Here is a 26,713-nt window from a genome sequence, read left to right as displayed (position 1 = left end):
GTTCAGGGTGATGACCTCTTTTCCGTTCACAATGACGGTATTACCGGTAATATGGATATTGCCGTCTGCATCAATCGAGATACTCCCTTTGGTGTTGCCGAGGGTGATACCGCTCTCGGTGGACTGAAGGGTAATTTGTCCTTTGGCACTGAGTACGCTGGTTTTTTCCACGGTGACCTGCCGTGTCCCGATGCTGCTCACTTCCATGCCGACGACTTCTTTATGTCGGTCAGCCCGCACGCTGAGAGCCTGATTGTGTCCGACACTTTCGGTATGGTCGTGCATCACGCGGGTAATACGGTCATTCAGTACGGTGGTATCCATGTCCCTCTGCGCATGCAGTGACAGCTTTTCACTGCCTTTGGCATCTTCAAACAGCAACTCGTTATATCCCTCGCCCTTATGGGTTTTGGAGCGGAAGGCCATCTGGGTTTTGCTGCCCGGCAGCCCGCCTGGCGGGATGTTGCTGGCGTGGTAGCTCCGGCCGGTGACGATCGGTTGATCCGGATCACCGTGCAGAAAATCGACGACGACTTCCTGACCGATGCGCGGGATTGCCAGCATGCCCCAGCCCTGACCGGCCCACGGTTGGGTGACTCTTATCCAGCAAGAGCTGTGGTCATCGCTCTTGCCGTAGCGGTCCCACGGGAACTGGAGGCGGATACGGCCATACTGGTCACAGAAGATTTCTTCCCCCGCCGGGCCAACCACTTTGGCAATCTGTGGGCCGTCGATGACCGGTTTTGGCAGTGGCGCAGGACGCCAGTTCTGGTTATGGCGGATAAAGTGGAAGTGGCTGTTCAGGGTGGTGCCTGTGCCGCTATTGGCGGTTTCCAGCGCCTGCGGCTGACTGCCGGAATGACGGGTTCCCACCACTTGCCACGGTTGGTTCAGGTCGGCGCGCGGGTGGTTGCTCAGGGTGAATAATTTACCTGGCTGGATGGCAATGGCATGACCGCTGCCTTGCCCGATCATAGCATTGTTGCGCAGGGCTTCCAGCCGGTAACGGGTAAAATCTTTCCCGTGCGCTTCATCTTTAAAACGCCCCGGATAATCGTAGTGCTCGTAATACATCTGTTGCAGGGTGTCTTCCTTCATCTGCTGGCTGAATTCGGCCGGCCAGGCCGGGTTTTTGAAGGTGTAGTCTTTCAGTTGCACCCGGGCCGGTCGCACCTGGGCGCTACAGGTCAGGCTGCTGATGGCGGGTTCCCCCACGGTGCTTGCATCACCCGGCTGGTAAGGGAACACCTTGTCCGGTGGCACCGAACCGCAGTCATCGGCAAACACCAGCGTGTTACGCCCGTTACCACACTCAAAGAAGTAGAAAATCCCCTCTTCGGCCGTCAGCCGTTGCAGAAACTCGAAATCACTTTCCTGATATTGCACACAAAATTCCCGTTCCGGGTGCGGATGGCGCAGGCTGAAGACGACATCACGGATACGGTGCTCTTTCAGGATTGTGGTGATAATCGCGGCAATGTTCAGTTGCTGGAAGATGCGTGAGTTTTGCCGCAACGTGGTACGCCACAGATCCGGGCGAATGCTCATCTGGTAGGTGGTCTGGTGCAACCCGGTGTTACCCTGCTCAAAGCTGGCCACCACCCCCGTGATGCTGCGCTGTTCAATGCCCTCCTGCAAAATGGTCAGTGTCGCCGTGCGATCCAGTACCGCCGGAAAATCGATGGACGGATCAGCACTGGCCAACCCCACTTCCAGTTGGAATGGCTGGGAAAAGTGTTCACTCAGGGTAAAATCGGTGACGACAAAAGTTTGGGGCGGCAGGCCACCGGCGGTCAGGGTAAATTGCAGACCGCTGGGCGAGCTTCCAACGCCAGGCAACTGACTGACTTTTTGCAGGGCTTTGGCGGCGGTGCTGTGTCCGGCGGCCGCTTTTTGAGCCAGCCCGCCTGCAAAACCACCACTTGTGATACCGTTCCCGATACCACCTGGCAGCACGGCGGATTGTCCCCGTGAAATAAAAGATTGCCCCTGCTTCAGTTTGGCGAGGATCTCTTTATCGGCGGCGCGTCTGACCAGTTTGTCGGTGAGGTCTTTTCCGCTTTCGCTCAGCTGGTCGGCGGCCTCTTTCCCTTGCTGAGCAAAGGATTGCCTCTGCTGTAACTTATCGAAGATTTTTTTCTCTGACATGGTTATCTTCCTGAAATAATGACGAACGCGATGGCGTCGGCTATCCCACCTGATTGCACTGCAAGCCATAACACCCGACACAAGAGTTAAATTTAATTCACATTGTCTCTGACAACTTTGTTAATTAACCTGAATTCTGGATAAGAAATTGACGTGAAGCCTGTTCCAAGAGCAATGTTTTGGTGAACGCCTAAACCGCTCTGGGGAGGAACAGGCTATGGACAAGTTAGTTGAAATTTTCTGCGATGTCGATGATTTTTGCCGTTTATTCATTCCTCAATGGGAATGTTTTTGCCTCGAAAAAGGATATCGTCAGCGCCGTCGGCAAGGCCGCATGCATCCCAGTGAGATCATGACTATTTTGATCCTTTTTCACATGTCGCATTACCGTGATTTTAAACACTTTTATCTGAAGCATATTTGGATACATTACCACAACGATTTTCCCACCTTGCTCAGTTATACCCGCTTTGTCAGTGTCACGCCTTCTGTTTTGGTGCCGTTGTGCAGCTATTTGACTCAATTAAAAGGAAAACCCACCGGGCTCGCCTTTGTTGATTCGACCAGCTTAGCTGTTTGCCATAACATCCGAATTCCTCGCCATCAGGTTTTTGCGGGGATAGCACAACGCGGAAAAAACTCAATGGGCTGGTTTTACGGTTTCAAATTACACCTGATTGTGAACCATCAGGGCGAAATTCTGGCGCTTAAAGTGACGCCGGGTAATGCAGATGACCGGGAACCGATACGCGAATTATCAAAAGAATTAACGGGTTCTCTGTACGGTGACAAAGGTTATCTCAGCCGGGAACTGGCAGACGATTTAGCCCAAAATGGTATCACTTTTATCACAAAGAAACGCTGTAATATGAAAGCTAGCGCACAGGCTGAGTGGGATAAGGTAATGTTAAAAAAGCGGTTTATTATAGAAACGATTAATGGGCAATTAAAATTAAGCTCCCAGATAGAGCATTCGCGCCACCGGAGTATAAAAGGATTTCTGTTGACTGTTTTAGGGGGGCTGATTGCTTATTGCCTCAAATTGAAGAAGCCATCACTGAAAGTTTGCTACTCAGAAGAAGATAACTGCCCAGTGATGGCTTAAGCAGAATTCGGGTTAATTAAGTCCGCAAATTGTTGCCTTATCGCTGGCTCAATAGCGAAATAAACGCAAATATTACGCCGTGGTAGGGCGATAATTTGCAAAGACGTTGTTGCCCGAATTTATCGGAATTCATGGTGAATAAAATGAGGGATGATAAATAGCTAACGTGTAAAAACCAAATTCACGTAAGTGAAATAAAATGTTGCCATCAACAATGGCGAAATAAAAAGTTAAAATAATTGCTTTACTGGCGAAATATGCTGTTTTTTTATAAAGGCTTAACGCATTGTTTTATTAATTTTATCTTAAAGGGGAAGATGTATTTTATTAACAGGATGATTTAATTATAAAAATATAAAATCCACTGCTTTGGGGAGCATGATCATTTTCATTTTGCAATAATGATCACAAAAATTATTTTGAAAGAATAAAATAGTTATTAACGCCATCATTAAATAAATCACCATAACAAAAAATAGCGATTTCATTCAGGTTAAAATAGTGCTTAAACTTCCTTTTTAACTCTGCGTGAATATTGCGTTAAGATAATTTTTAGGCAGAAAATATAAAATCATTTTTTCTGTATTTGAACGCATGATGTTTAAATTAACAGCAAATATTAAGTTAAAAATAAAAGACAATATCGGATAAACGTTTGACGGTATCTGATGCTATCGTTAAAATCGTTTTTGTTTTCAGTGATCCCTCGCCTGCAAGGATCAGCGTTAAGCGGCGAACCAATACTCCCGTAGCCTGAAAGGGAGTGCATGTCATGCGGTACATCTGCGCACTTTTGGAAGCAGATATCATCAGACCAATAACCCACGATCTGACGATGAAAGTTTCCCGGTGTTATTTATCACCGGCTACCGACATAACCGGGCAGAACATGCCCTGCCTTATGCTAATCGATACCATTTTAACCGGTACGACATTCACCCACGTTTTGTATTTATCACGATAAACGTCCCGAATATTGTGCGGCGTCACTTGCGTTAACGCGCAGCGATGACCAAGTGACGCCGCAAAGCGGCTAACGTCCAGAGCACGTCCGGTCTGGCTTTACGACCGATTTGAACCCCGAATTACTCAGTGAAACTACTCAAAATAGACCATTGACTGACATTTTGTTTGATTAACGAACAACTGCTAGATCTGGTTTTCAACCCACTGCCTTGCAACAGGCTGATGCAGTAAAAAAGGAGATACGACACGTCAAGATAATGAGGCGTTCATCCTGATGAGATCAGGCACTGAACGGGGAGCATCCCATCGCCGTGCTGAGCACGCCGCGAGCTCCTGCAATAACTCAACACAACCTCGCTCTGCTACACATTATCTGACGCACCACGGAATGGTGAATCTGAACCGACACGCAGAGAATTTTTAAGCATAAAAAATGAAAAGTGACAGGGAAGGTGCGGATGGCGCAGAACTCAACACGTTCAAAGGTTGAGCAGTTCAGAAAAGCCTTTATTACTCATGCCCGACAGGCGGGCGGGAGTTTTGTCACGGTGGCTGATCGTGAGCGGATTGCCCGGTACTTCCTTGATTATTTGAAAAACAATGGGATCAAACTCCGGCAAATGGATAGCCTGAAGGTGAAATATATCGAGCGCTATATTGCTGAGCGTAAGGCCAACCATATCAGTCATCGGACACTGCAAAATGAGATGTCTGTGCTGCGAGCCATTTTAGCGCAGGCCGGCAAGCATAAGCTGGCTGATACCGCAAATACCCGTTTGAGCAATCAGGCTTTGGGTATCTCTGATATGAGCCGCAAGGGAACGAAAATGGCGCTGACATCGGCTGCGTTCAGCGAAATTTTTCAGCAGGTGGAGCAAAAAGACCGGCATGTCGCCGCGGTGATGCAATTGGCGTATGTGCTGGGATTGCGTACCAAAGAAGCGGTGGAAGCTTATAAATCGTTAGCGACCTGGAAAAAAGCGTTGGACAATGGTGATAACACCGTCCGGGTGGTGTTTGGCACGAAAGGGGGACGGCCTAGACAAACGGCCATACTGGATCGGGCAGCACTGCAACATGCCATTGCTTACGCCGAGCGGGAGCAGGCAGGGCGTAGCGGCAAACTGATTGATAAACCCACGATCACTCAGGCTATAGACCGGTACCGCTATATTGTCAGAAGTGCAGGACTGAGCGGTAATAAAGCGCCGCACAGTATGCGTTACCATTTTGCGCAGCAATCCGGTGAATATTACAAAGCGCAGGGTTTTAGCGAGCGGGAAGCGCTGGCTCTGGTGTCGATGGATTTAGGGCATGGTGATGGGAGGGGGCGCTATATCCGACAGGTGTATTACCGGAAGACTGAGGGTGAATAAAAAATTGTACTGATTTATACACGACTCTGATTTTATGGTAGGTACAATACAACTGAATCTTATATTTGGCTAACCATTCATTTCTCTATCTCTAACTGATTTTTGCCCCAAAACGTGTTAGTGATCATGAGAAACAGAGTCGCGTTCAACGCTCTTTACGATACATGCTCTAATGGATAGGCAAAATACAAGAATTCCCTATTTATAATTTACAGGTAAAACTGGCGCAATAAATATAGCGAAATCAAAATTGGTATTAACAAGACATAAAATGAACATTTATTCTACAGGTTTTTTGTAATACAATGAATAATAATGTCTTTTAAACAGCCAGTGTTGTATATTAGATTTTAATGTTCGCTTTGCACACATAATCTGCTTCACTAAATTACAATGAAGGTTACATAATCAAGGCAAACGGATCTAATTTATACAGATAAAAATCCCGCCTTACTTTATCGAATAAAAATAAGGTGGGATCACCGGATACTTACCTTGCTAACGCCATATTGAGCGCCTGAGATAAGACAATTCTATTTTCTTTCTCCTCAAATAAACTGGAATGATTACCAGGTATAGCAATCAATCGCATTAAAGAAGCTGGCATCACTTCACTCCATCCCAATGAACAGTCCATAATTAAAGACGTCTGTTCGGAATCTGTAGCAACTGACATAGATGAAGGTATAAAAGCAGAAGTATCCACCGCATAGAACTGATGTAACGTCACTGTTAATGCATTTGGTACATAATCTTTAACTATTTGCGCATAATTTTCTCTCTGCTCCATCTGTTTTGCAGCTACATCTGAACGCAAATTTGAGGGATATAAACCTAATTTCTGTGCGAACTCAATTAATTGTACCCAAGTTAATTCATCTACTTGTGGATACAATGCCGCTATCGTTTCAGTGTGTTTGTTGCCTGGTTGCCTTTCCAATTCTGCTAGGAATTGATATTTTTGAGTTCCCTGTTCTCTGAAACAGTGAGGAGCATATGTATCAATCAGTCCGAGGAAATTGACATTATCACCACTATTCAACAGTTGCTGAGCAATAGCATAAGCCAATATCCCACCAGAAGAGTAACCACATATCCTGTATGGACCTTCAGGCTGAACGGCTTTCATAAAGGTGATCACTCTGGTGGCCAGCATTTCCATTGTCGATATCAGTTCCTCATTCATAGCAGGCCAGGGTAAGGCATAAATCGGACAACCTGACTGGATATGTTCAGTCACCCCGAAAGCATAGGAATAATCACCTATTCCAGTAGGAACAAAGAATAAAGGTGGCAGTGTTCCGCCAGAACGTACAGTAACGGCCCTGTTTTGTGGCTGAGATAATCCGTCTGATATGATTTTTACAGCCAGTTCTGCCAGCACTGGGAATTGGAACAGCGCATTCAAGGTACAATACAGACCACGTTTTGTTGCAAGGTTTATCATTCTCATAGCAAGTAACGAATGACCACCCAATACGAAGAAATTATCATACCGTCCCACCTGCTCAACGTTCAGCAACTCTTGCCAAATTGTTGCAAGGGTAATTTCCGTCTCCCCTTGTGGTGCTTCATACACCTGATGAGCAAATGCCGCTTCGCCCGGTGCCGGCAGTGCACGGCGATCCAGCTTGCCATTTGGTGTTAACGGCAGTGTTTCCAAACGAACAAAGGCGGCCGGCACCATATAATCAGGTAACAGAGCACTCACATAATTACGCAGATGATTAACCAACTCGTCATCGGGTTCTGCCACGACATAGGCAACCAGACGCTGCTCCTGTCCTTCTTCCAATGCCAGTACCACGGCGTCATTCACTGCCGAATGCTTTGTCAGTATGGTTTCAATTTCTCCAGGCTCTACCCGGAAGCCCCGGATTTTGATCTGATAGTCATTGCGTCCCAGAAATTCTAGATTGCCATCCGGCAAATAACGCGCCAAATCGCCGGTTCGGTACATCCGTGCATCAGGTTTATGACTAAACGGATCTGGCAGAAAACGTTCAGCCGTCAGTTCTGGTTGGTTCAGATACCCCCGTGCTACCCCCACTCCACCAATATACATTTCTCCAATGCAACCTAATGGCACCGGATAACCAAAATTATCCAGTAAATAAAGATGGGTGTTGGCAAGCGGGCGTCCAATTATCGGATAAGGATGAGCAAGTTCTATACGGGCCAATGTTGCATCTACCGTGCATTCAGTCGGACCGTAGACGTTATAGGCGGTTAACTGAGGAATACCGATGATAGTCTGCCAAGTTTGTGTTGATATTGCTTCACCACCGACTAGTAGCACCAAATCTTTTTTATGTTGACGTAAATCTGCCGCCAACAGCATCTCTAACTGCATTGGCGTACAGTCCAACACATCAAGGTTAGCCATGGTTAAAAATTGCAATAAGGCTGTATTATTTGCTCTTACCGCCTGTGGAATAACCACCAACGTATAACCATTCAGCAAGCCCAATAAACTTTTCAATGTTGTGTCAAATGAAATACTGGCGTTCAAACTAACTCGATAAGGTATAGGAGAATTTGCAATAACATGATTTGCAAAGATACGTTGTGTCAGCGATCCATATAAATTTAATAAAGAATTGTGTTCTACCATCACACCTTTTGGCCTACCGGTTGAACCAGAGGTATAAATCACATACGCTAGATGTCGTGTCGTCAACACAGATAACTGCGGGTTGCTGTCCGGCTGGTCTGTTAGTGAATTCGGGTCAAGCACAATCAGATCCCTCAGTGCTTTTTTACCCAGAGCAACACATCCGTTATTGTCCGCCAATATGATAGTCGGTGCGGCATCGGTCAGAATGTATGTCAAGCGTTCGCTTGGATAAGTAGGGTCCAGCGGTACATAAGCTCCTCCCGCTTTTAGTATTGCCAATATACCTACCACCATAGCCAATGATCGTGTGACACAAATAACTACGCGCTGATCGGGTACAACGCCTAACGCAATCAGTTGATGAGCCAGTCGGTTAGCGCGGGCATTTAATTCCGCATAACTGAGCGTCTGGTTTTCATAGACCAACGCGGTGGCCTGTGGAGTTTTCTCCACCTGCTGTTCAAATAACTGGTGAATACATAACGAATTAGGATATGCCGTCTCCGTCGCATTCCAGGTTTTCAGTAACAGTGTACGTTCTGTTTCAGGCAGGATTTCTAATGCCCGTATTGGTGTCTCAGGGGCCTGTTCAAGGGCCTCCACCAAACTTTCCAGTGCTTGTTGCATATAACTGCATATCCGTTTCGGATCAAGCGGCTGTACTACCTGAGCCGTTAGGCCCAAAGCATCACCCAGATCCTCTACTGACAACGTTAATGGATAGTTAGTACGCTCCTGTGCGTCAATAAATTCAACATCGACCATCATTTCATCGACAGTGGTCGACGACACATTATGTCGATAGTTGAGCAATGCACTAAAGAGTGGAATGTCACCCTGTACACCACTGCAACGCTGAGCCATTGCCAATGACGCATGTTCATGCTCTAACAAGCCAGCGAGTCGGCTATGCGCTATCTGCACGCTCTCCCATACGGAGGTTTCATCTATATCTAACCGTAATGGCAAGGTATTGATAAACATCCCCATACCACTATCAGCCCCTTTTCCTCCTGCCATACGCCCAAATAGCACCGTACCAAACACCACCTTTTCCTGCCCACTGGTATGTGATAACACCTGTGCCCAAGCCACGTGACATAAAGCCGCTAAACTGATATTCAAGCGTCTGGCCTGATTACGAAGGCTGTCATTCAGAGTAAACGTCAGCATCTGGTGATATTCTGTCATTTGTAAATCACTGCCATACACATCCGTTAGTCCAAACGGTAATGTTGGCTCTTCCACCTCAACCAGCATATCGGTAAAGAAATGAATATGTTCTTCTTGACTTACCCCCATCCGTGCCTGAGCAATCAAATTCCGGAAGGGAACCGGTTCAGGCTGGTGGTTCTCTTCACCAGACAGATATGCCCGAACTTCCCGATTCATCACATCCAGTGTGGTATGATCACCAATCAAGTGATGTTGATGCCTCAATAAAAGCCAACGGCCATCCGTTTTTTCCTGTGCAACCACAAAGCGCAACAACGGTGCCTGCCTCAGATCAAGGCGATAGTGACGTGGTTCAAAGCGTTGAGCCAGTTGCTCACTCACCGGGCCATCAGCCGGATCTAATGTCAGTTCCGTGACTGATAAAGAAGCCTGACGCCAGACTACCTGAACCGGAACTGATAAGCCTTGCCAGATAAAAGCGGTACGCAGGATATCGTGCCTATCAACTACCCGTTGAACTGCTGTCAAATAACGGTCCAATAAAGCTCTGTCAGCGAAAGCTTGTTGAGTTATCAACAGGTAGGTATCCCCTTTATTTTCCAATAAATGGTGGAACAAGATACCATCCTGTAGCGGAGACAAAGCATAGATATCTTGAATATTAGCAAGCCCACCCGGTACTTGCTCAATAATGGAGTCGATGTCAGATTGAGTCAGATCAATCAGGGGTAACATCTCTGGTGTGAGCGTCGTGGTTGCCGAGGTAATGATATTAGGTGGCACTTCCACAACCTGATGCTGACCTAATGACTGAGCCAGTTCAAACAGCACCGGAGACTGAAACAGATCACGCACCGTCAATGCTAAGTCCTGTTGACACAAGCGTTCTACCATCCGTACAGACAGCAATGAATGACCGCCCAACGCAAAGAAATTATCATATCGACTTATCTGTTCAACACCCAATAACTCCCGCCAAATAGCCGCCAAAGCCATTTCTCGTTTTCCACTTGGTGCTTCGTAAATCTGGTGAACAAAGGCTTCATTGTTCAGGGCAGGTAATGCCTGACGATCCAATTTTCCGTTTGGCGTCAATGGAAATGCATTCAGTCGAACAAACGCGGTTGGCACCATATAATCTGGCAAAAGGGTACTCAAATAGGTATACAGACTATTAGGCAACGCCTCATCAGCGTGCGCTACCACATAAGCCACCAGACGTTTATCCTGTCCATCATCTAAGGTTAATACCAACGCTTCACGTACCAGAGGGTGCTCTTCCAATCGGGTTTCAATTTCACCCGGTTCAATGCGGAAACCGCGGATTTTCACCTGCTGGTCATTGCGGCCAACAAATACCAGATTGCCATCCGGCAGGTAACGGGCCAAATCGCCGGTGCGGTACATACGTGCCCCCGGTTGATGGTTAAATGGATCTATCAGAAAACGTTCCGCTGTCAGCTCAGGGCGATTAAAATAACCTCGGGATACACCTGTACCACCAATATATAACTCGCCTACCGTTCCTAATGGCACTGGCTGACCATAAGTGTCCAGCAGGTAAACACGCATATTCGCAAGGGGCCGACCAATGATATTGGCTTGTTCTGTGCTTTCATTCAGGCACGAAATCGTCGTGGTAATTGTCGCTTCTGTCGGCCCATAGCAATTCACCAAAACAGGCCGTTCCCGGTGAACAGATAACCAGCGTTCCAATTCATGATGAGGTATCGTTTCCCCGCCAATACACATAACTCTTAAGCCCTTATAGATACTGCCTTCATTAGCCTCAGTAATTATCCGCCAAAATTGAACCGGGATTGACAGATAACTAATTTGATAAAGTTCACACAGACGCCAGAATTCCTGCGCACTGGATATCCACTGATTTGTCCGCAATACGAGTTCTGCACCCTGGGTTAGTGCACAAAATATTTCTGATGCACAGACATCAAAAGAAGGATTGCAGAACTGCAATATCCGATCAGACGCACTAAACGACCATTTCCTGCTCAGTGCGGTAATTTGATGGACCAGTTGCTGATGTTCAACCATCACGCCTTTTGGCGTACCGGTAGAACCGGAGGTATAAATCACATACGCCAGATGCTGGGGAGTCAGGGCAAGTACCTGTGGATTATGTACCTGTGAATTGAGTACCTGTAGATTGTTCTCCGGCTGGTCTGGCAACACATTAGGATCGAGTACCGTTAAATCAGCGATGGCTTTCTCACCCAAGGCGAGACGTCCGGCCTTATCCGCCAGCAGCATAGCAGGTTCTGAATTCGTCAGAATATGCGCCAGACGTTCACCCGGATAATCAGTATCCAGAGGTACATAGGCTCCTCCCGCTTTCAATACAGCCAACAATCCTGCCACCATCGCTGGTGAACGCGTTACACAAACCGCTACCCGCTGATCAGGGGTTATACCTAGCGTGATCAATTGATGAGCTAACCGGTTAGCCCAGGCATTCAGTTGCGCGTAACTGAATTTTTGTTCTTCATACACGAGCGCTGTTGCATCCGGGGTTTTTTCTGCCTGTTGTTCAAACAACTGATGAATATATAACGTGTCAAAATACATAGTTTCAGTTGTATTCCACGTTTCCAGCAATAACTTACGTTCCACCGGCGACAAAAGCTCGATTTTTCCAACCTGTTGTTGATGGTCAACCACCATCGCTTGCAAGACTGTATGTAAGTATCCGATATGCCGCTCAATGGTTGGCTGATCAAACAGAGCCGTAGCATAATGCAGTGCTCCAACTATCTGTTCATTCTCCTCAAACAGGCTCAGTTCGAGATCAAATTTAGCTATGTTAAAAGCCTGATCCATTGGGGTGACGACCAGTCCCGGCAGTTCCCAATTCTGGCGTTCGTTGTTTTTCCCGGTCAGGCTTTTCCCGGTAAGACTTTGTCTGGTAAAGCTTTGTCCGGTAAAATTCTGCCAGGCAAACATCACTTGAAACAGCGGCGTATGTGCCAGACTACGTGGCGGTTGTACGATTTCCACCACCTGTTCAAACGGCAGGTCCTGATGTTCCTGTGCTGTCAATGCGGTTTGCCTTACGCGCGCAAGTAATTCAGTCACATTGGGTTCATTTGATAAATCAATGCGCAAGGCCAACGTATTAACAAAGAAACCGATCAGGGATTCCACTTCCTGATGGCCGCGGCCTGCGCTCGGAGTACCTATAATCAGATCATGCTGACCTGACAGGCGCGACAAAACCGTGGCCCAGGCTGATAACAGCGTCATAAATAAGGTGACACCATGCTGTTTACTCAGGTGCTTGAGGGATGCCGTTAATTCTGTCCCCAGATTAATGGCGATAGCATGCCCGGAAAATGATTGCTCTAATGGACGAGGCCGATCAGTCGGTAAGTCCAGCAAAACAGGAACATTTGCCAACACCGTTTTCCAATAGTCAGACTGAATTTGTACCCGTTCCGACGATAACCACTGACGTTGCCATGCGGCATAATCAGGATACTGAATCGTCAATGGCGGCAACGGCTCGGTATTTCCTGCCAAAAGAGCCGTATAGAGGGCACTCAGTTCACGGATCAGTACGCTTATAGACCAGCCGTCTGACACAATATGATGTTGAGTCAGCAGAAAAACATAATCATCAGCCAGTTGTATCAATTTAGCGCGAATTAAGGGGCCCTTAACAAGATCAAACGGTGTTTCCATTTCCTGTGTACATAAACGCTTAATTTCTTCATCTGCATCAGGTGAATTACGTAGATCATGTTCTTTCATCGGCAGACCAGATGCAGCCGGTAATAATTCGACCTGAGGCTGACCATCAATCGTGATAAAAACTGAACGCAGCGCTTCATGGCGGGCAAACAGAGCATCAAGGGCCTGCTGCCAGGCAGTCATATCAAGCTGACCACGCAAGCGCAGAGCCATCGGGATAAAATAGGTGTCACCAACGCCCTCAAATTGTGTCAGGAACCACAGGCGTTGTTGAGCAAATGATAACGGTAAGTGACTCTCACGAGATATTGGCAAAATAGCAGGAAGTTTATTGTTATATTCACCCAATCGACGCTCACCAAACTGACTTTTCATCTCCCCAGCAAAAGCAGCCAAAATTGGGGATTTAAACAATGTCACCAGAGGTAGCTCAATGCCTAAAGTGATTATCCGATTTATCATTTGTATCGCCAGTAATGAATGGCCACCCAGGGCAAAGAAATTATCGTGCCGACTAATCTGCTCAATCCCTAGCAATTCTCGCCAGATAGCCGCCAGAGCAATTTCCATTTCTCCTTGTGGTGCTTCATAAATCTGACGGGCAAAGGCTTTCTCGTCTGGTGATGGTAGTGCCCGGCGATCCAGCTTACCATTTAGCGTTAATGGAAACGCATCCAGACGGACAAAAGCGGCCGGCACCATATAATCCGGTAATAAGGAGCTCAGGTGGGCACGCAGGCTGTTCGCCAATCCTTCATCGGTTTCCGCCACCTTCACTTCTGTATTCCCCGTTTCTGTTACCACAGTTTCCGTTACTACATAAGCCACCAGCCGCTTATCCTGCCCTTCTCCCTGCGCCAACACCACCGATTCGCGCACCATTGGGTGCTCTACTAACCGGGCTTCAATTTCCCCCGGTTCAATACGGAAGCCACGGATTTTCACCTGCTGGTCATTACGGCCGAGAAACTCCAGATTACCGTCCGGTAGATAACGGGCTAAATCCCCGCTCCGGTATATGCGCGCATCCGGCCTATCACTAAATGGATCGATAAGGAAACGTTCAGCGGTTAATTCAGGCCGGTTCAGATAGCCACAGGCTACTCCGTCTCCCCCCACATAAATTTCACCGATTGCCCCCAATGGTACGGGCTGACCATGACTATCCAGCAAATAAACCCGCGTATTGGCAATAGGCCGACCTATGGGGAGTCGGGTTATACCCTCTTCCAGCGCCTCAATAAGATATGTCGTGGTAAAGGTGGTGCCTTCCGTCGGACCATAGGCCTGCAACAGTTGTTGCGGTGGACGATGTTTCAGCACCTGGGCAATCACTGATAAATCGGGGGTATCGCCGCCAAAAATCAGTATCCTTATCTGCGTCAGAGCCGGGGATAGCTCTACTGCCAGCCGGTTAAACAGCCCGATAGTCAGCCACAACACCGTGATACCGTAGGTCTGTAAAGCCCGGATTAGCTCCACTGGTGTCAATAAGGTGGTATGATCAATCACCACCAGCGTGCCACCGTTAAGCAACGGCGCCCAGACTTCAAAGGTACTGGCATCAAACGCCGGGTTCGCGGTAAAGGCCACCCGATCATCCGGTTCGATGGCCGCATAACCATTATTGATGACCAACCGAACCACAGCTCGGTGCGGCACCAGCACCCCTTTCGGGGTGCCCGTCGAGCCGGAGGTGTACATGATATAGGCTAAGTCCGTACTGACACGGGGCAAATCAGGGTTAACGCTATATTGTTCACTGTTTGTATTACTCTCATTGGCAAGACGCAGCAGCGGCACCGCCAGATCAGCCGGAATATCTGCCTGTGTATCGGTGAGTAACAATTTGGCGGCACAGTCATTGATCAACCAGTTTTTCCGCTCATCCGGCACACTGGGATCCAGGGGGACGTAAACGGCACCGGCTTTCAGTACTGCCAGTTGTGCCATCACCAGTACCACGGAGCGCTCAAACATCAGCACAATCGAATCGCCGGGGCAAACGCCTTGTCCGATTAACTGGTGAGCCAACTGATTCGCCCGTGTATTCAACTCGCGGTAGCTCAGGGATTCATCACCCATTATTAAAGCGGTCGCCTGTGGGGTTTTCGCCACCTGCTGCTCAAATAATTGATGGAGACACCATGCCTCTGGATAGGCAGTTTCCGTTGTATTCCAGGTTTTTAATAACAGCGTGCGTTCTGCTTCTGGCAGAATGTCCAACTGCCATACTGGTGTTTCCGGGGCCTGTTCCAACGCGCCTGCCAGACTTTCCAGTGCCTGCTGCATGTAACTACATATCCGTTCTGGTTCAAATGGCTGCACTATTTGTACTGTCAGGCCCAGTGCTTCGCCAAAATCCTCCACCGATAATGTTAACGGGTAGTTGGTACGCTCCTGTCCATCAAGAAACTCAATTCCCGCCATATTGTCATCTATTTCCACCAACGGTGTATTGTGTCGGTAGTTAAGCAGGGAACTAAAGAGAGGCGCTTCGCCTTGTATGCCACTACAACGCTGAGCTAATGCCAATGAAGCGTGTTCATGTTCTAACAATCCCGCCAGCAGATTATGTGCAGCCTGTACACACTTACGTACTGGAGTATCATCCATATCCAATCGCAGCGGCAAGGTATTAATAAACAGCCCCATCCCGCTATCCGCACCTTCCCCCGCCTGCATACGTCCAAACAATACCGTGCCAAATACCACTTTCTGTTGCCCACTGGTACGTGACAGCACTTGAGCCCAGGCGACATGACATAGAGCTGCTAAACTGACTCCCAGACGTCGGGCCTGACGGCGAAGACCATCATTCAGTGCGGTGGTTAGTATCCGGTGTGATTGTGTCACCTGAGAACCATCGTGATGTACGCCAGTCAACCCGAATGGCAACGTTGGTTCTTCTACTTCAGCCAACATATCAGTAAAGAAGCGAATATGCTCCTCCTGACTCATACCTAGTCGTGCCTGTGCAATCAAATGACGGAAAGGAACCGGAGCAGGCAGATTACTCTCTTTCCCGGCAAAGTACGCTTGAACTTCACGGTTCATGACTTCCAACGTTGTGTGGTCACCAATCAAATGATGCAACAGTTGCAATACTCGCCAGGAACCATCCTCTTCCCGCGCCACGACAAAACGCAATAGCGGAGCCTGACTCAAATCAAGACGATGCTGATGAGGATCAAAATGTTGGATTAATTGATCACAAACAGGCCCATCAGCAAGGTTTAATGTGAGTTCAAGCACTGATAAGAGAGCCTGACGACAAACCACCTGAACCGGAACAGATAACCCCTGCCAGATAAAGGCCGTACGCAGAATGTCATGCCGATCAACGATCCATTGAACGGCTGCCAGATAGCGATTCAGCAAAAACCGATCTGCAAACCTCGCCTGTCTGACTAACAGATATGGGTCCCCTGCATCAGCCAGTAAGTGGTGGAATAGAATACCGTCTTGTAACGGTGATAAGGCATAAATATCTTGGATATTGGCCATGCCACCCGGTACTTGTTTGACAATGAGGTCAATCTCAGATTGGGTCAAATCAATCAGTGGTAACATTTCCGGTGTTAACGCCGTCGTTGCTGGTGTAATGACATTGGGTGGCGTTGTCACAATCCGGTATTGTCCCCATTTTTCGGCAAGTGTTCTGGCAAGTTTAGACAACTCTGGAGATTGGAATAAATCTCGTACCGACAGCATGATTCCCTGATGACGTAAATGCTCCACCATCTGTACAGCCAATAAAGAGTGGCCACCTAAGGCAAAAAAATTGTCATCACGGCTAATCTGTTCAACTCCCAACAATTCTTGCCAGATAGTAGCCAGAGCAATTTCTATCTCCCCTTGTGGCGCTTCATACGTCTGACGAGCAAAAGCTTTTTCGTCCGGTGCCGGCAGTGCTTGACGATCCAGCTTACCATTTGGTGTCAGGGGAAATGTATCTAAACGGACAAAAGCCGCCGGGATCATATAATCCGGCAAAACTGTACTCAGGTGAGTTCGTAAATTATTCGCCAACTCATCATTCTCTTCTGCCACGACATAGGCAACCAAACGCTTATCATATTCATCTCCCAACGATATCACCACGGCTTCGCGCACGGCCGAATGTTCGGTTAACCGTATTTCAATTTCACCCGGTTCAATACGGAAACCGCGCAGTTTGATTTGGAAATCATTACGTCCGAGATACTCTATATTGCCATCAGAACGCCAGCGCCCCAGATCGCCGGTTTTATACATGCGTGCACCTGAATCCTGTGAGAACGGATCGGCAAGGAATCGCTCGGCTGTTAGTTCGGGGCGGTTGAGATACTCCCGGGCGACACCGTTGCCTGCAATGTAGATTTCGCCAGTAACACCCTGTGGAACTGGCTGAGCCTGGGCATCAAGAATATAAATCCGGGTATTGGCAATGGGGCGGCCAATCGGCGGCGGGCTGTCTTCCTGATGATCACACGGATAGAGTGTGGCACAGACCGTAATTTCCGTCGGCCCGTAAGCATTGAGCATCCGTCTTTCCGATGCCCAGCGTTTGACCAGACTTGGCGGACAGGCTTCTCCCCCCACCAGTAAGGTTTGCAATGTATCGGGCAGGGAGTCCATCGCCGCCAACGCGGTTGGTGACAGGAGAACATGGCTGATCGCATGGGCTTCCAGATAATCGGACAGGATCGTCCCGGGAAGCAGGTCGGCCCGTTTAGCCAGATAGAGTCTGGCCCCAGTCAGGAGCGCCATACAGCATTCCCAGATGCAGGCATCAAAACTACTTGAAGCGAACTGTAAGACCCGGCTTTCCGGCGTGAGTGCCAATGCATTCTGTTGCGTGGTGATCAAATTGCACAGGCTGTGATGTTCAATCATGACCCCTTTGGGTTGGCCGGTTGAACCGGAGGTATAAATCACATACGCCAGATGCTGGGGAGTCAGGGCAAGTACCTGTGGATTAGATACCTGTGGATGGTGTATCTGTGAATTGAGTACCTGTAGATTGTTCTCCGGCTGGTTTGGCAACACATTAGGATCGAGTACCGTTAAATCAGCGATGGCTTTCTCACCCAAAGCGAGACGTCCGGCCTTATCCGCCAACAGGATAGCAGGCTCTGAATTCGTCAGAATATACGCCAGGCGTTCACGCGGATAATCAGTATCCAGAGGTACATAGGCTCCTCCCGCTTTCAATACAGCCAACAATCCTGCCACCATCGCTGGTGAACGTGTTACACAAACCGCTACCCGCTGATCAGGGGTTATACCTAGCGTGATCAATTGATGTGTTAGCTGATTAGCCCAGGCATTCAGTTCCGCGTAACTAAATTTTTGTTCTTCATACACGAGCGCTGTTGCATCCGGGGTTTTCTCTGCCTGTTGTTCAAACAACTGATGAACATACAATGTGTCAGGATATGGGGTTTCAGTTGTATTCCACGTTTCCAGCAATAACCTGCGCTCCACTGGCGACAGGATATTGATTTCCGTGATCCGTTGTTGATGATCAGCCACCATCGCTTGCAAGACTGTATGTAAGTACCCGATATGCCGCTCTATGGTTGGCTGATCAAACAAAGCCGTAGCATAATGCAGTGCTCCAACTATCTGCTTATTCTCCTCAAATAAGTTCAGTTCGAGATCAAATTTAACTTTATTAACGACCTGATTCATGGGGGTGACAGCCAGTCCCGGCAATTCCCAATCCTGAGACTCATTGTTTTGTCCGGTAAAATTTTGCCAGGCAAACATCACCTGAAACAGCGGCGTATGGGCTAATCTACGCGGTGGTTGCACAATTTCCACCACCTGTTCAAACGGCAGGTCCTGATGTTCTTGTGCTGCCAGTGCAGTTTGCCGGACACGCATAAGCAATTCGGTTACACCTGGCGCCCCCGATAAATCGATACGTAAGGCCAGCGTGTTAACAAAAAAACCGATTAGCGATTCTGTTTCCTGACGATTTCTGCCTGCACTTGGGGTGCCTATCACAACATCATCCTGACCCGACAAACGTGATAAAACCGTGGCCCAGGCCGATAACAGAATCATAAATAGTGTGACACCGTGTTGCTCCCCCAAACGTTTGAGAGATGTCGTTAATTCTGTAGCCAGATTGATAGAGACAGCATTCCCGGAAAACGATTGTTCAGATAGGCGGGCCCGGTCAGTCGGTAAACCCAGCAAGATGGGCGTATCGGCCAGCTTCATCTTCCAATAATCGGACTGAATTTGTATCCGTTCTGCCGATAACCACTGGCGCTGCCATGCCACATAATCAGGATATTGAATTGACAACGGTGACAAGGGATTGGGTTGCCCTGTCAGAAAAGCGGCATAGAGGGCGCTTAACTCACGCATCTGCACCCCAACAGACCAGCCATCTGACACGATATGGTGTTGAATCAGCAAAAAGACGTAATCGTTGTCAGTCAGTTGTATCAGATTAGCGCGGATTAAGGGCCCCTCGGTAAGATCAAATGATGCTTCTGTTTCCTGTACACATAAATGCTCAAGCTGTTCATGCATATCAGCAACTTTACGCAGATCATATCTTTTCATCGGCAAGCCCGATTCTGCCGGTAATAATTTAACCTGAGGTTGACCATCAATCGTGATAAAGACCGAACGCAAAGCCTCATGGCGGGCAAGCAGAGCATCAAGTGCCTGCTGCCAGGCAGTAACATCAAGCTGACCATGCAAACGCAGAGCTATCGGGATATGATAGATTTCACTGATCCCCTCAAACTGGGCTAAAAACCATAGACGCTGTTGAGCAAATGATAACGGTAATTGATCTCCACGAGAGACCGGCAGGATAGAGGGGAGTCTGACTTTCTGATCCCCAAATCGCCCCTTTATCTCCTCAGTAAAAGCAGCCAAAGTCGGGGATTTAAATAATGTGGTCAACGGTAATTCAACACCCAAGTCCACTATCCGGCTCATCATCCGTACTGCCAGCAGCGAATGCCCCCCTAAGGCAAAGAAATTATCGTGTCGCCCTATCGGCTCCACTTTCAACAATTCTTGCCAGATAGCGGCCAGAGCAATTTCCATTTCTCCTTGTGGCGCTTCATAGATCTGACGGGCAAAAGCCTTATCATCTGGAGCCGGTAATGCGCGACGGTCCAGCTTGCCATTTGGTGTTAACGGCAGTGATTCTAAACGGACAAAGGCCGCCGGCACCATATAATCAGGCAAAAGAGCACTTAGGTAATCACGCAGACGCTTAGCCAATCCGTCATCAGGCTCAGCCACAACATAGGCAACCAAACGCTGCTCCTGCCCTTCTCCCAATGCCAGCACCACCGCTTCACTCACAGCCGGATGCTCAGTCAATCGTGCCTCAATATCTCCGGGTTCTACCCTAAAGCCCCGGATTTTGATTTGATAGTCATTGCGGCCCAGGAATTCCAGATTGCCATCCGGTAAGTAACGCGCCAAATCCCCTGTTCGATACATCCGCGCATTGGGGCTATCACTGAACGGGTCAGGCAAGAAACGTTCAAACGTCAGTACTGGCTGGTTCAAATAACCTCTGGCTACACCCGCACCACCAATATACATTTCTCCAATGCAACCTAATGGCACGATCTGTCCGTTTCTGTTCAGTAAATAAATACAAGAATGGCTTACTGGCCGGCCAATTGAACAAACATCTTTCGGGGATAATATTTCTTGATAAGTTGCAACTACGGTATTTTCAGTCGGGCCATAAGTATTCAATAACAGTGGATGATGAGTTCCACGTGTAAACCAATCCTGAATAGCTTTCTTTCTTACCGTTTCACCTCCAATAATTATTAATCTGAGGCAATCCGGCAGCCGTAATGTAATATCTCTGGTGGCTAATTCAGACCAAAACAGGGTTGGCAAAGGCATGACTGTAATACGGTACTGTTGGGTCAAGGCAATAAATTCTTGCATAGAAGACAACCAGTTATCCTCACGAATCACCAACGTGGCGCCATTACATAATGACGAGAAAAACTCTTCGACAGACCCATCAAATGAAAACGATGAGAATTGCAGTATCCGGTCTTGGGGCGTGACTGTATAGATTTCACTAAGGCTCAGAATACGCTGGTAAACCGCCTGATGTTCTACCATCACCCCTTTAGGTATCCCCGTAGAGCCGGAAGTATAAATCACATATGCCAGATGATATGGCATTAATGTCACAACTAATGGATTATCGTCCAACTGGTCAGGCAGAATATTGGGGTCAAGAACCATAAAGTCGGCAAGTACTTTCTTCCCCAACACCGTTTGTCCTGCCCTATCAGCCAACAGCACTAACGGGGCTGCATCATTTAAGATATGCACTAAACGTTCACTTGGATAGGCAGGATCCAGTGGTACATATGCCCCACCCGCTTTCAGCACCGCCAGCAATCCCACCACCATAGCCAGTGACCGTGTGACACAAAGGGCTACTCGTTGCTCTGGTACAACACCTAATGCAATCAGTTGATGGGCTAGTCGGTTAGCACGGGCATTCAATTCCGCATAGCTGAGCGTCTGTTCTTCATATACCAACGCTGTTGCATTAGGAGTTCTCTCCACTTGCTGTTCAAATAATTGATGAATACACAACGAATCAGGATACTCTGTCTCCGTCGCATTCCAGGTTTTCAACAATAACGTCCGTTCAGTTTCAGGCAGAATTTCTAATGTCCGTACTGGTGTCTCCGGGGCCTGTTCAAGTGCCTCCACCAAACTTTCCAGTGCCTGTTGCATATAACTGCATATTCTTGCCGGGTCAAACGGCTGTACGACATGAGCAGTCAGGCCCAATGCGTCACCAAACTCGTCCACTGACAAGGCAAACGGATAGTTAGTACGTTCCTGTTCACCCAGGAATTCAACGCCATCCAAGATTTCATCCGAACCTTCCGGCAGTAAGTTATACCGATAGTTCAACAAGGTATTGAATAGCGGCAAGCCACTGGCAATTCCGCTGCAACGCTGAGCCAATGCCAGTGAAGCATGTTCGTGTGCCAGTAATCCGGCCAGTCGGGTATGTACTGCCCGGACACTATCCCGTACCGGAGTCTCATTGATATCTAAACGCAGCGGCAAGGTATTGATAAATAATCCCATCCCGCTGCCAGCTCCTTCCCCCGTCTGCATACGTCCAAACAACACAGTACCGAATACCACTTTTTCCTGCCCGCTGGTACGCGATAACACTTGCGCCCAGGCAAGGTGGCACAAGGCAGCCAAACTCACTCCTAACCGTCTGGCCTGAGTACGCAAACGATCATTCAATGCGGCCGCCAGCATCTGGTGATATTCCATCACTTGAGAGCCATCACTATGTACTTCCGTTACCCCAAATGACAACGTTGGTTCCTCCACCTCCGCCAACATATCGGTAAAGAAACGGGTATGCTCTGTCTGGCTGGCACCCAATCGGGCTTGGGCAACCAGATTGCGGAAAGGCGTTGGAGCAGGCAGGCTATCTTCCTGTTCAGCAAAACAGACCTGAACTTCATGGTTCATCACCTCCATCGTTACATGATCGCCAACCAGATGATGCAACAATTGTAATGCTACCCAACGGCCATCCGCTTCCTGGGCTACCACAAAACGCAGCAGTGGTGCCTGCCCCAAGTCAAGACGATAATGAAGCGGATCAAAACGTTGAATAAGCTGGTCATGGACGGCCCCATCAGCGGGGTCTAATTTCAGCTCAGTCACGGACAAAAGCGCCTGACGCCAAACCACCTGAGCCGGGATTGATAACCCTTGCCAAACAAAAGCGGTGCGCAAGATATCATGACGATCAACTACTTTTTGAGCTGCGGCCAGATAGCGATCCAGCAACGATCGACTATCAAAAATTATCCGATTGGTTAGCAGATACGGGTCGCCTTTTTCCCTCAACAGATGGTGGAATAAAATGCCATCCTGTAATGGTGACAGGGCATAAATATCTTGAATATTGGCGATTCCCCCTGGCACCTGACTGACCAGCCTATCAATGTCTGCCTGTTTTATATCAATCAACGGTAACATTTCCGGCGTGATCCGTTCACACTCATGGCTTATCAGATTTGGCGGAATAGCAAAGGTATCATCCATTTTTGTCAGCAAAGCGGCCTGCTCTGCCAGTACCGGGCTGGAAAACAGCGCCCCAGGTTGGGCGGTATAGCCTTTCTCCCGCAATAATCCCATTAGTTGTACTATTAACAACGAATGACCACCTAGTGCGAAGAAGTTATCAAATCGACTGATTTTATTGATACTCAGTAATTGGCTCCACATCTCTGCCAACAGGTTTTCTGTTTCGCTTTGCGGGGGCTGATAATACTGACGCTGATAAGCGGTGGTATCTGGTGCCGGGAGTGCCTTTCGATTAAGTTTACCATTAGGCATCAGTGGGAAATGTGTCATCACCATAAACGCAGCCGGCACCATATATTCAGGTAGTACAGACAACAGATATTGACGTAATTCTGCCGTAATCTGATCAGATTCATTACCTTGCACCAAGACGATATAAGCCACCAGCCGTTTATCCTCCCCATTCTCTGTATGGGAAACAACAACCGCTTGCTGCACCGCCGGATGGATTTCAAGGCAAGTTTCAATTTCACCTAACTCAATACGAAAACCACGAATTTTGACCTGATGGTCATTACGCCCAAGATATTCAATATTGCCGTCATTATCATAACGTGCTAAATCGCCGGTACGGTACATGCGGGCATCCGGTTCTGAATGGAAAGGATCTGTCAGAAACCGTTCTGCTGTTAGCTCTGGTCGATTCAGATAACCGCGGGCAACACCGATACCACCAATATATAATTCACCAATCGCCCCTAAAGGGACCGGCCGTTGTTGGTTATCTAATAAATAAATACGGGAATTGGTAATAGGCTTACCTATCGGCACCATCTGGCCCTCAAAATGATCGGGACAATGCCAGTATGTCACATCGATCGCAGCTTCAGTCGGGCCATATAAATTGTATATCCTGACCCAAGGCATCAATGCCTGGCACTGCTTCACTGTAATAGGATGTAACGCTTCGCCACTGCAAAACAGGTGTTTTAGCGTTAAGCAACGGGCCACATCCGGTTCTTTTAAGAATGCGGTCAACACCGAAGGCACAAAATGCAGAGTGGTTACCTTTTCCTGGCTGATTAGTTCAATTAACTGAGAGAGGTTTTTCTGTTGTGTTGTCGTGGCCAATACCATTTTGCCACCACTCATGAAGCTACAAAACAGCTCCCAAACAGAAACATCAAAGCTAAACGTGGTCTTTTGCAAAACCACGTCATCAGGGGTGAGTTGATAAGTTTGCTGTATCCAATACAACCGATTTATCACACTGCGATGCTCATTCTGCACACCTTTCGGGTTGCCGGTTGAGCCTGAGGTATAGATAACATAGGCCAGATTACGTGAACTGAGTCCCATAACACAGGGATTCTCTGCCGATAATTCAACGTCCTCTGACAGAACAGTACCAATATCCAACTGTTTTTTTGTCGCAGAGATGTCATACAACTTATCTGCACCGATACCATCATGTAATAGTAAAACAGGAGCAGCATCATCAAGAATATAATGAAGACGTGCTGATGGATAACTGGGATCAAGCGGCACATAAGCCCCGCCCGCTTTGAGTATTGCCAGCAAACCAATAACCATCAGGGGTGTTCGGTCAACACAGATAGCTACGCAACTATCCGGCACTACCCCTTCAACAATCAACCGATGGGCTAAGCGATTAGCCTGTTGATTCAATTCAGCGTAACTCAGAATACGATCATCAAATACCAATGCAGGTGCATTTGGTGTTTTTGTCACCTGTTGCTCAAGTAATTCATGGATACAATATTCTGAAGGGTAATAACCCGCGGTGTCATTCCATTGATTTAATAATAGTTCTTTCTCAGTTGCTGACAGAATATCGAGATCTTTAAGGCGCTGAGTCACATTGTTTGTAATAGTGTGTAACACAGTAAGACAGTAATTTATCTGGCGTTCTATAGCTTGTTTTTCAAACAGTGTTGTAGCATAGGTTATTCCCCCGACAAGCTCATCATCTCGGTGGAATATAAACAGCTCAATCTCTGATTTTATGCAATTAGATCTGTAACCCATGGGTGACGTTTTAATTCCCTCCAGTTCAAACTCTCTATCATAAAAATCTGGCCAGGTCATGATAGCCTGAAAAATAGGTGAATCAGCGACATGAGATCCCGGATTGATGATTTCAATAAGGTGCTTAAACGGAATATCTTGATTATTTTGCGCATCAATAACAGTCTGATTTACCTGTGCAAACAGTTCTGCAACGGTGGCATTATCATCAATATCAATCCGAATTGGTAAAATATTGGCTAAGGGCCTCACCGTTTTTTCTGTACCTGTTATATTTCTATTCGTAAAGGAGGTCCCTATGATGATACTGTCCTGCCCTGAAAGGCGATGAAGCACAATCGCCCAAGCCGTCATAATTGTCTCTAATAGTGTTATTCCGTGTTCTTGGCTAATTTGTTTAAGCTGATTCGTGAATTCTTTATCGAGAGTAAACGAACAGGTATCTCTTTTTGAGGATAACTGATTAAGTCTGGGGGATATTGTCGGTAAGGTGAGTAAAGGAGGGGCATCAGCAAGTTGTTGCTGCCAATATTCACGTTGTATTGATATCCGTTCTTCAGTCCAGCTAATTTCATTAGCTTCGTGTTGAGCAATAAGAGGTAAAGAAAGCGTTCGATTATTCAGCAGGTCATTATAAATGACACATAATTCATTAATTAAAATTTTAACAGATAAGCTATCAACAATAATAGAATGGAGATTTAACAAAAAGATATATTCATCCTCTTTCAATAATACTAATAAACCCCTTAACAAGGGGCCCTTAGCAAGGTTAAAAGACGTGTTAAGTGTGTTATCAATAATCTGAGCAACCTTATTTTCTTTGTCATCAGAGGTGCGAATATCAGAAATTAGAAAAAGGCTTTCAATATTTTTGCTCAGAGTATTAATCACTGGTTCATGATCATCTTCAACTAATGTTGATAATAATGCATCATACCGAATCAATAAAATATTTAAGGCCTGGTGCAATAGTTCAACATTTAAAATGCCACTTAGTTTATAATATACTGATACATGGTGGTTTGCAGGAGTATGATGATCTGGCCGCATGTGTTTTTTTGATACCGATAAATATTTTCTATCACGTCCGCTTGCCGAAGTCATCACCTTATCATTTTTCATTTATAATTCCTCATGTTAATCATATCAAAAAGAACACCAAATATTGAAGATTTAAAAACCGAAGCAATCATTAACTCGTTTTTTCTTGCGACCACTTTAACTTTATCACATGTTTGATATTGATTTATTTGAGGTTTATATCATTATTAATAGTCTTAACTTTAAATTCACAATAGATATATTTTAATAAACACAAAAACAATTATATTACAGTATTAACACTAGTTAGTTTATTGTTAGTGAATATTTTTTAATTTTAGATATTGAGATGTCATATAATCAATCATCATCACGAAATTCATTATACTTGTTGATATTTTTGTTTGTTTTCCTGAACTGAAATCATATGATATTTAGCATGGTACATTTAAC

Annotated in this window: 5 protein-coding genes; 2 read left to right on the top strand and 3 right to left on the bottom strand. The window is 47.0% G+C overall.

All coding sequences use genetic code 11. The features are described 5' to 3' along the window. Nucleotides 1–2,148: type VI secretion system tip protein VgrG (locus IQ209_RS15380; RefSeq protein WP_193852113.1), on the bottom strand; the 2,148-nt coding region annotated here is incomplete at its 3' end. A gap of 217 nt (nt 2,149–2,365) precedes the next feature. Between IQ209_RS15380 and IQ209_RS15375 the strand changes: the two genes are divergently transcribed. Next, the gene (locus tag IQ209_RS15375; RefSeq protein WP_193852112.1) at nt 2,366–3,253 is read left to right on the top strand and encodes an IS982 family transposase; all 888 of its coding nucleotides are present in this window, start codon (nt 2,366–2,368) and stop codon (nt 3,251–3,253) included. A 624-nt stretch (nt 3,254–3,877) separates the two neighbouring features. Here the strand turns inward: IQ209_RS15375 and IQ209_RS15370 are convergent. Continuing rightward, a complete protein-coding gene (locus IQ209_RS15370; RefSeq protein WP_228005914.1) occupies nt 3,878–4,027 on the bottom strand; it encodes a hypothetical protein in 150 nt (49 codons plus the stop codon). Between the two features lie 650 nt (nt 4,028–4,677). On the opposite strand from IQ209_RS15370, the gene IQ209_RS15365 reads away from it, so the two are divergent. Beyond that, the gene (locus IQ209_RS15365) at nt 4,678–5,595 is read left to right on the top strand and encodes an integrase domain-containing protein (RefSeq protein WP_193852110.1); all 918 of its coding nucleotides are present in this window, start codon (nt 4,678–4,680) and stop codon (nt 5,593–5,595) included. Between the two features lie 490 nt (nt 5,596–6,085). Here the strand turns inward: IQ209_RS15365 and IQ209_RS15360 are convergent, their stop codons facing one another. Continuing rightward, nucleotides 6,086–26,341: a non-ribosomal peptide synthase/polyketide synthase gene (locus IQ209_RS15360; protein ID WP_228005913.1), complete on the bottom strand. Its 20,256-nt coding sequence runs from the start codon at nt 26,339–26,341 to the stop codon at nt 6,086–6,088. Nucleotides 26,342–26,713: the final 372 nt, after the last annotated feature.

This window comes from Xenorhabdus sp. BG5 (assembly GCF_015163665.1).
Taxonomy (GTDB): Bacteria; Pseudomonadota; Gammaproteobacteria; order Enterobacterales; family Enterobacteriaceae; genus Xenorhabdus.
The sequence above is the reverse complement of the archived record's forward strand: the minus strand, read 5'-3'. Positions and strand labels throughout refer to the sequence as shown.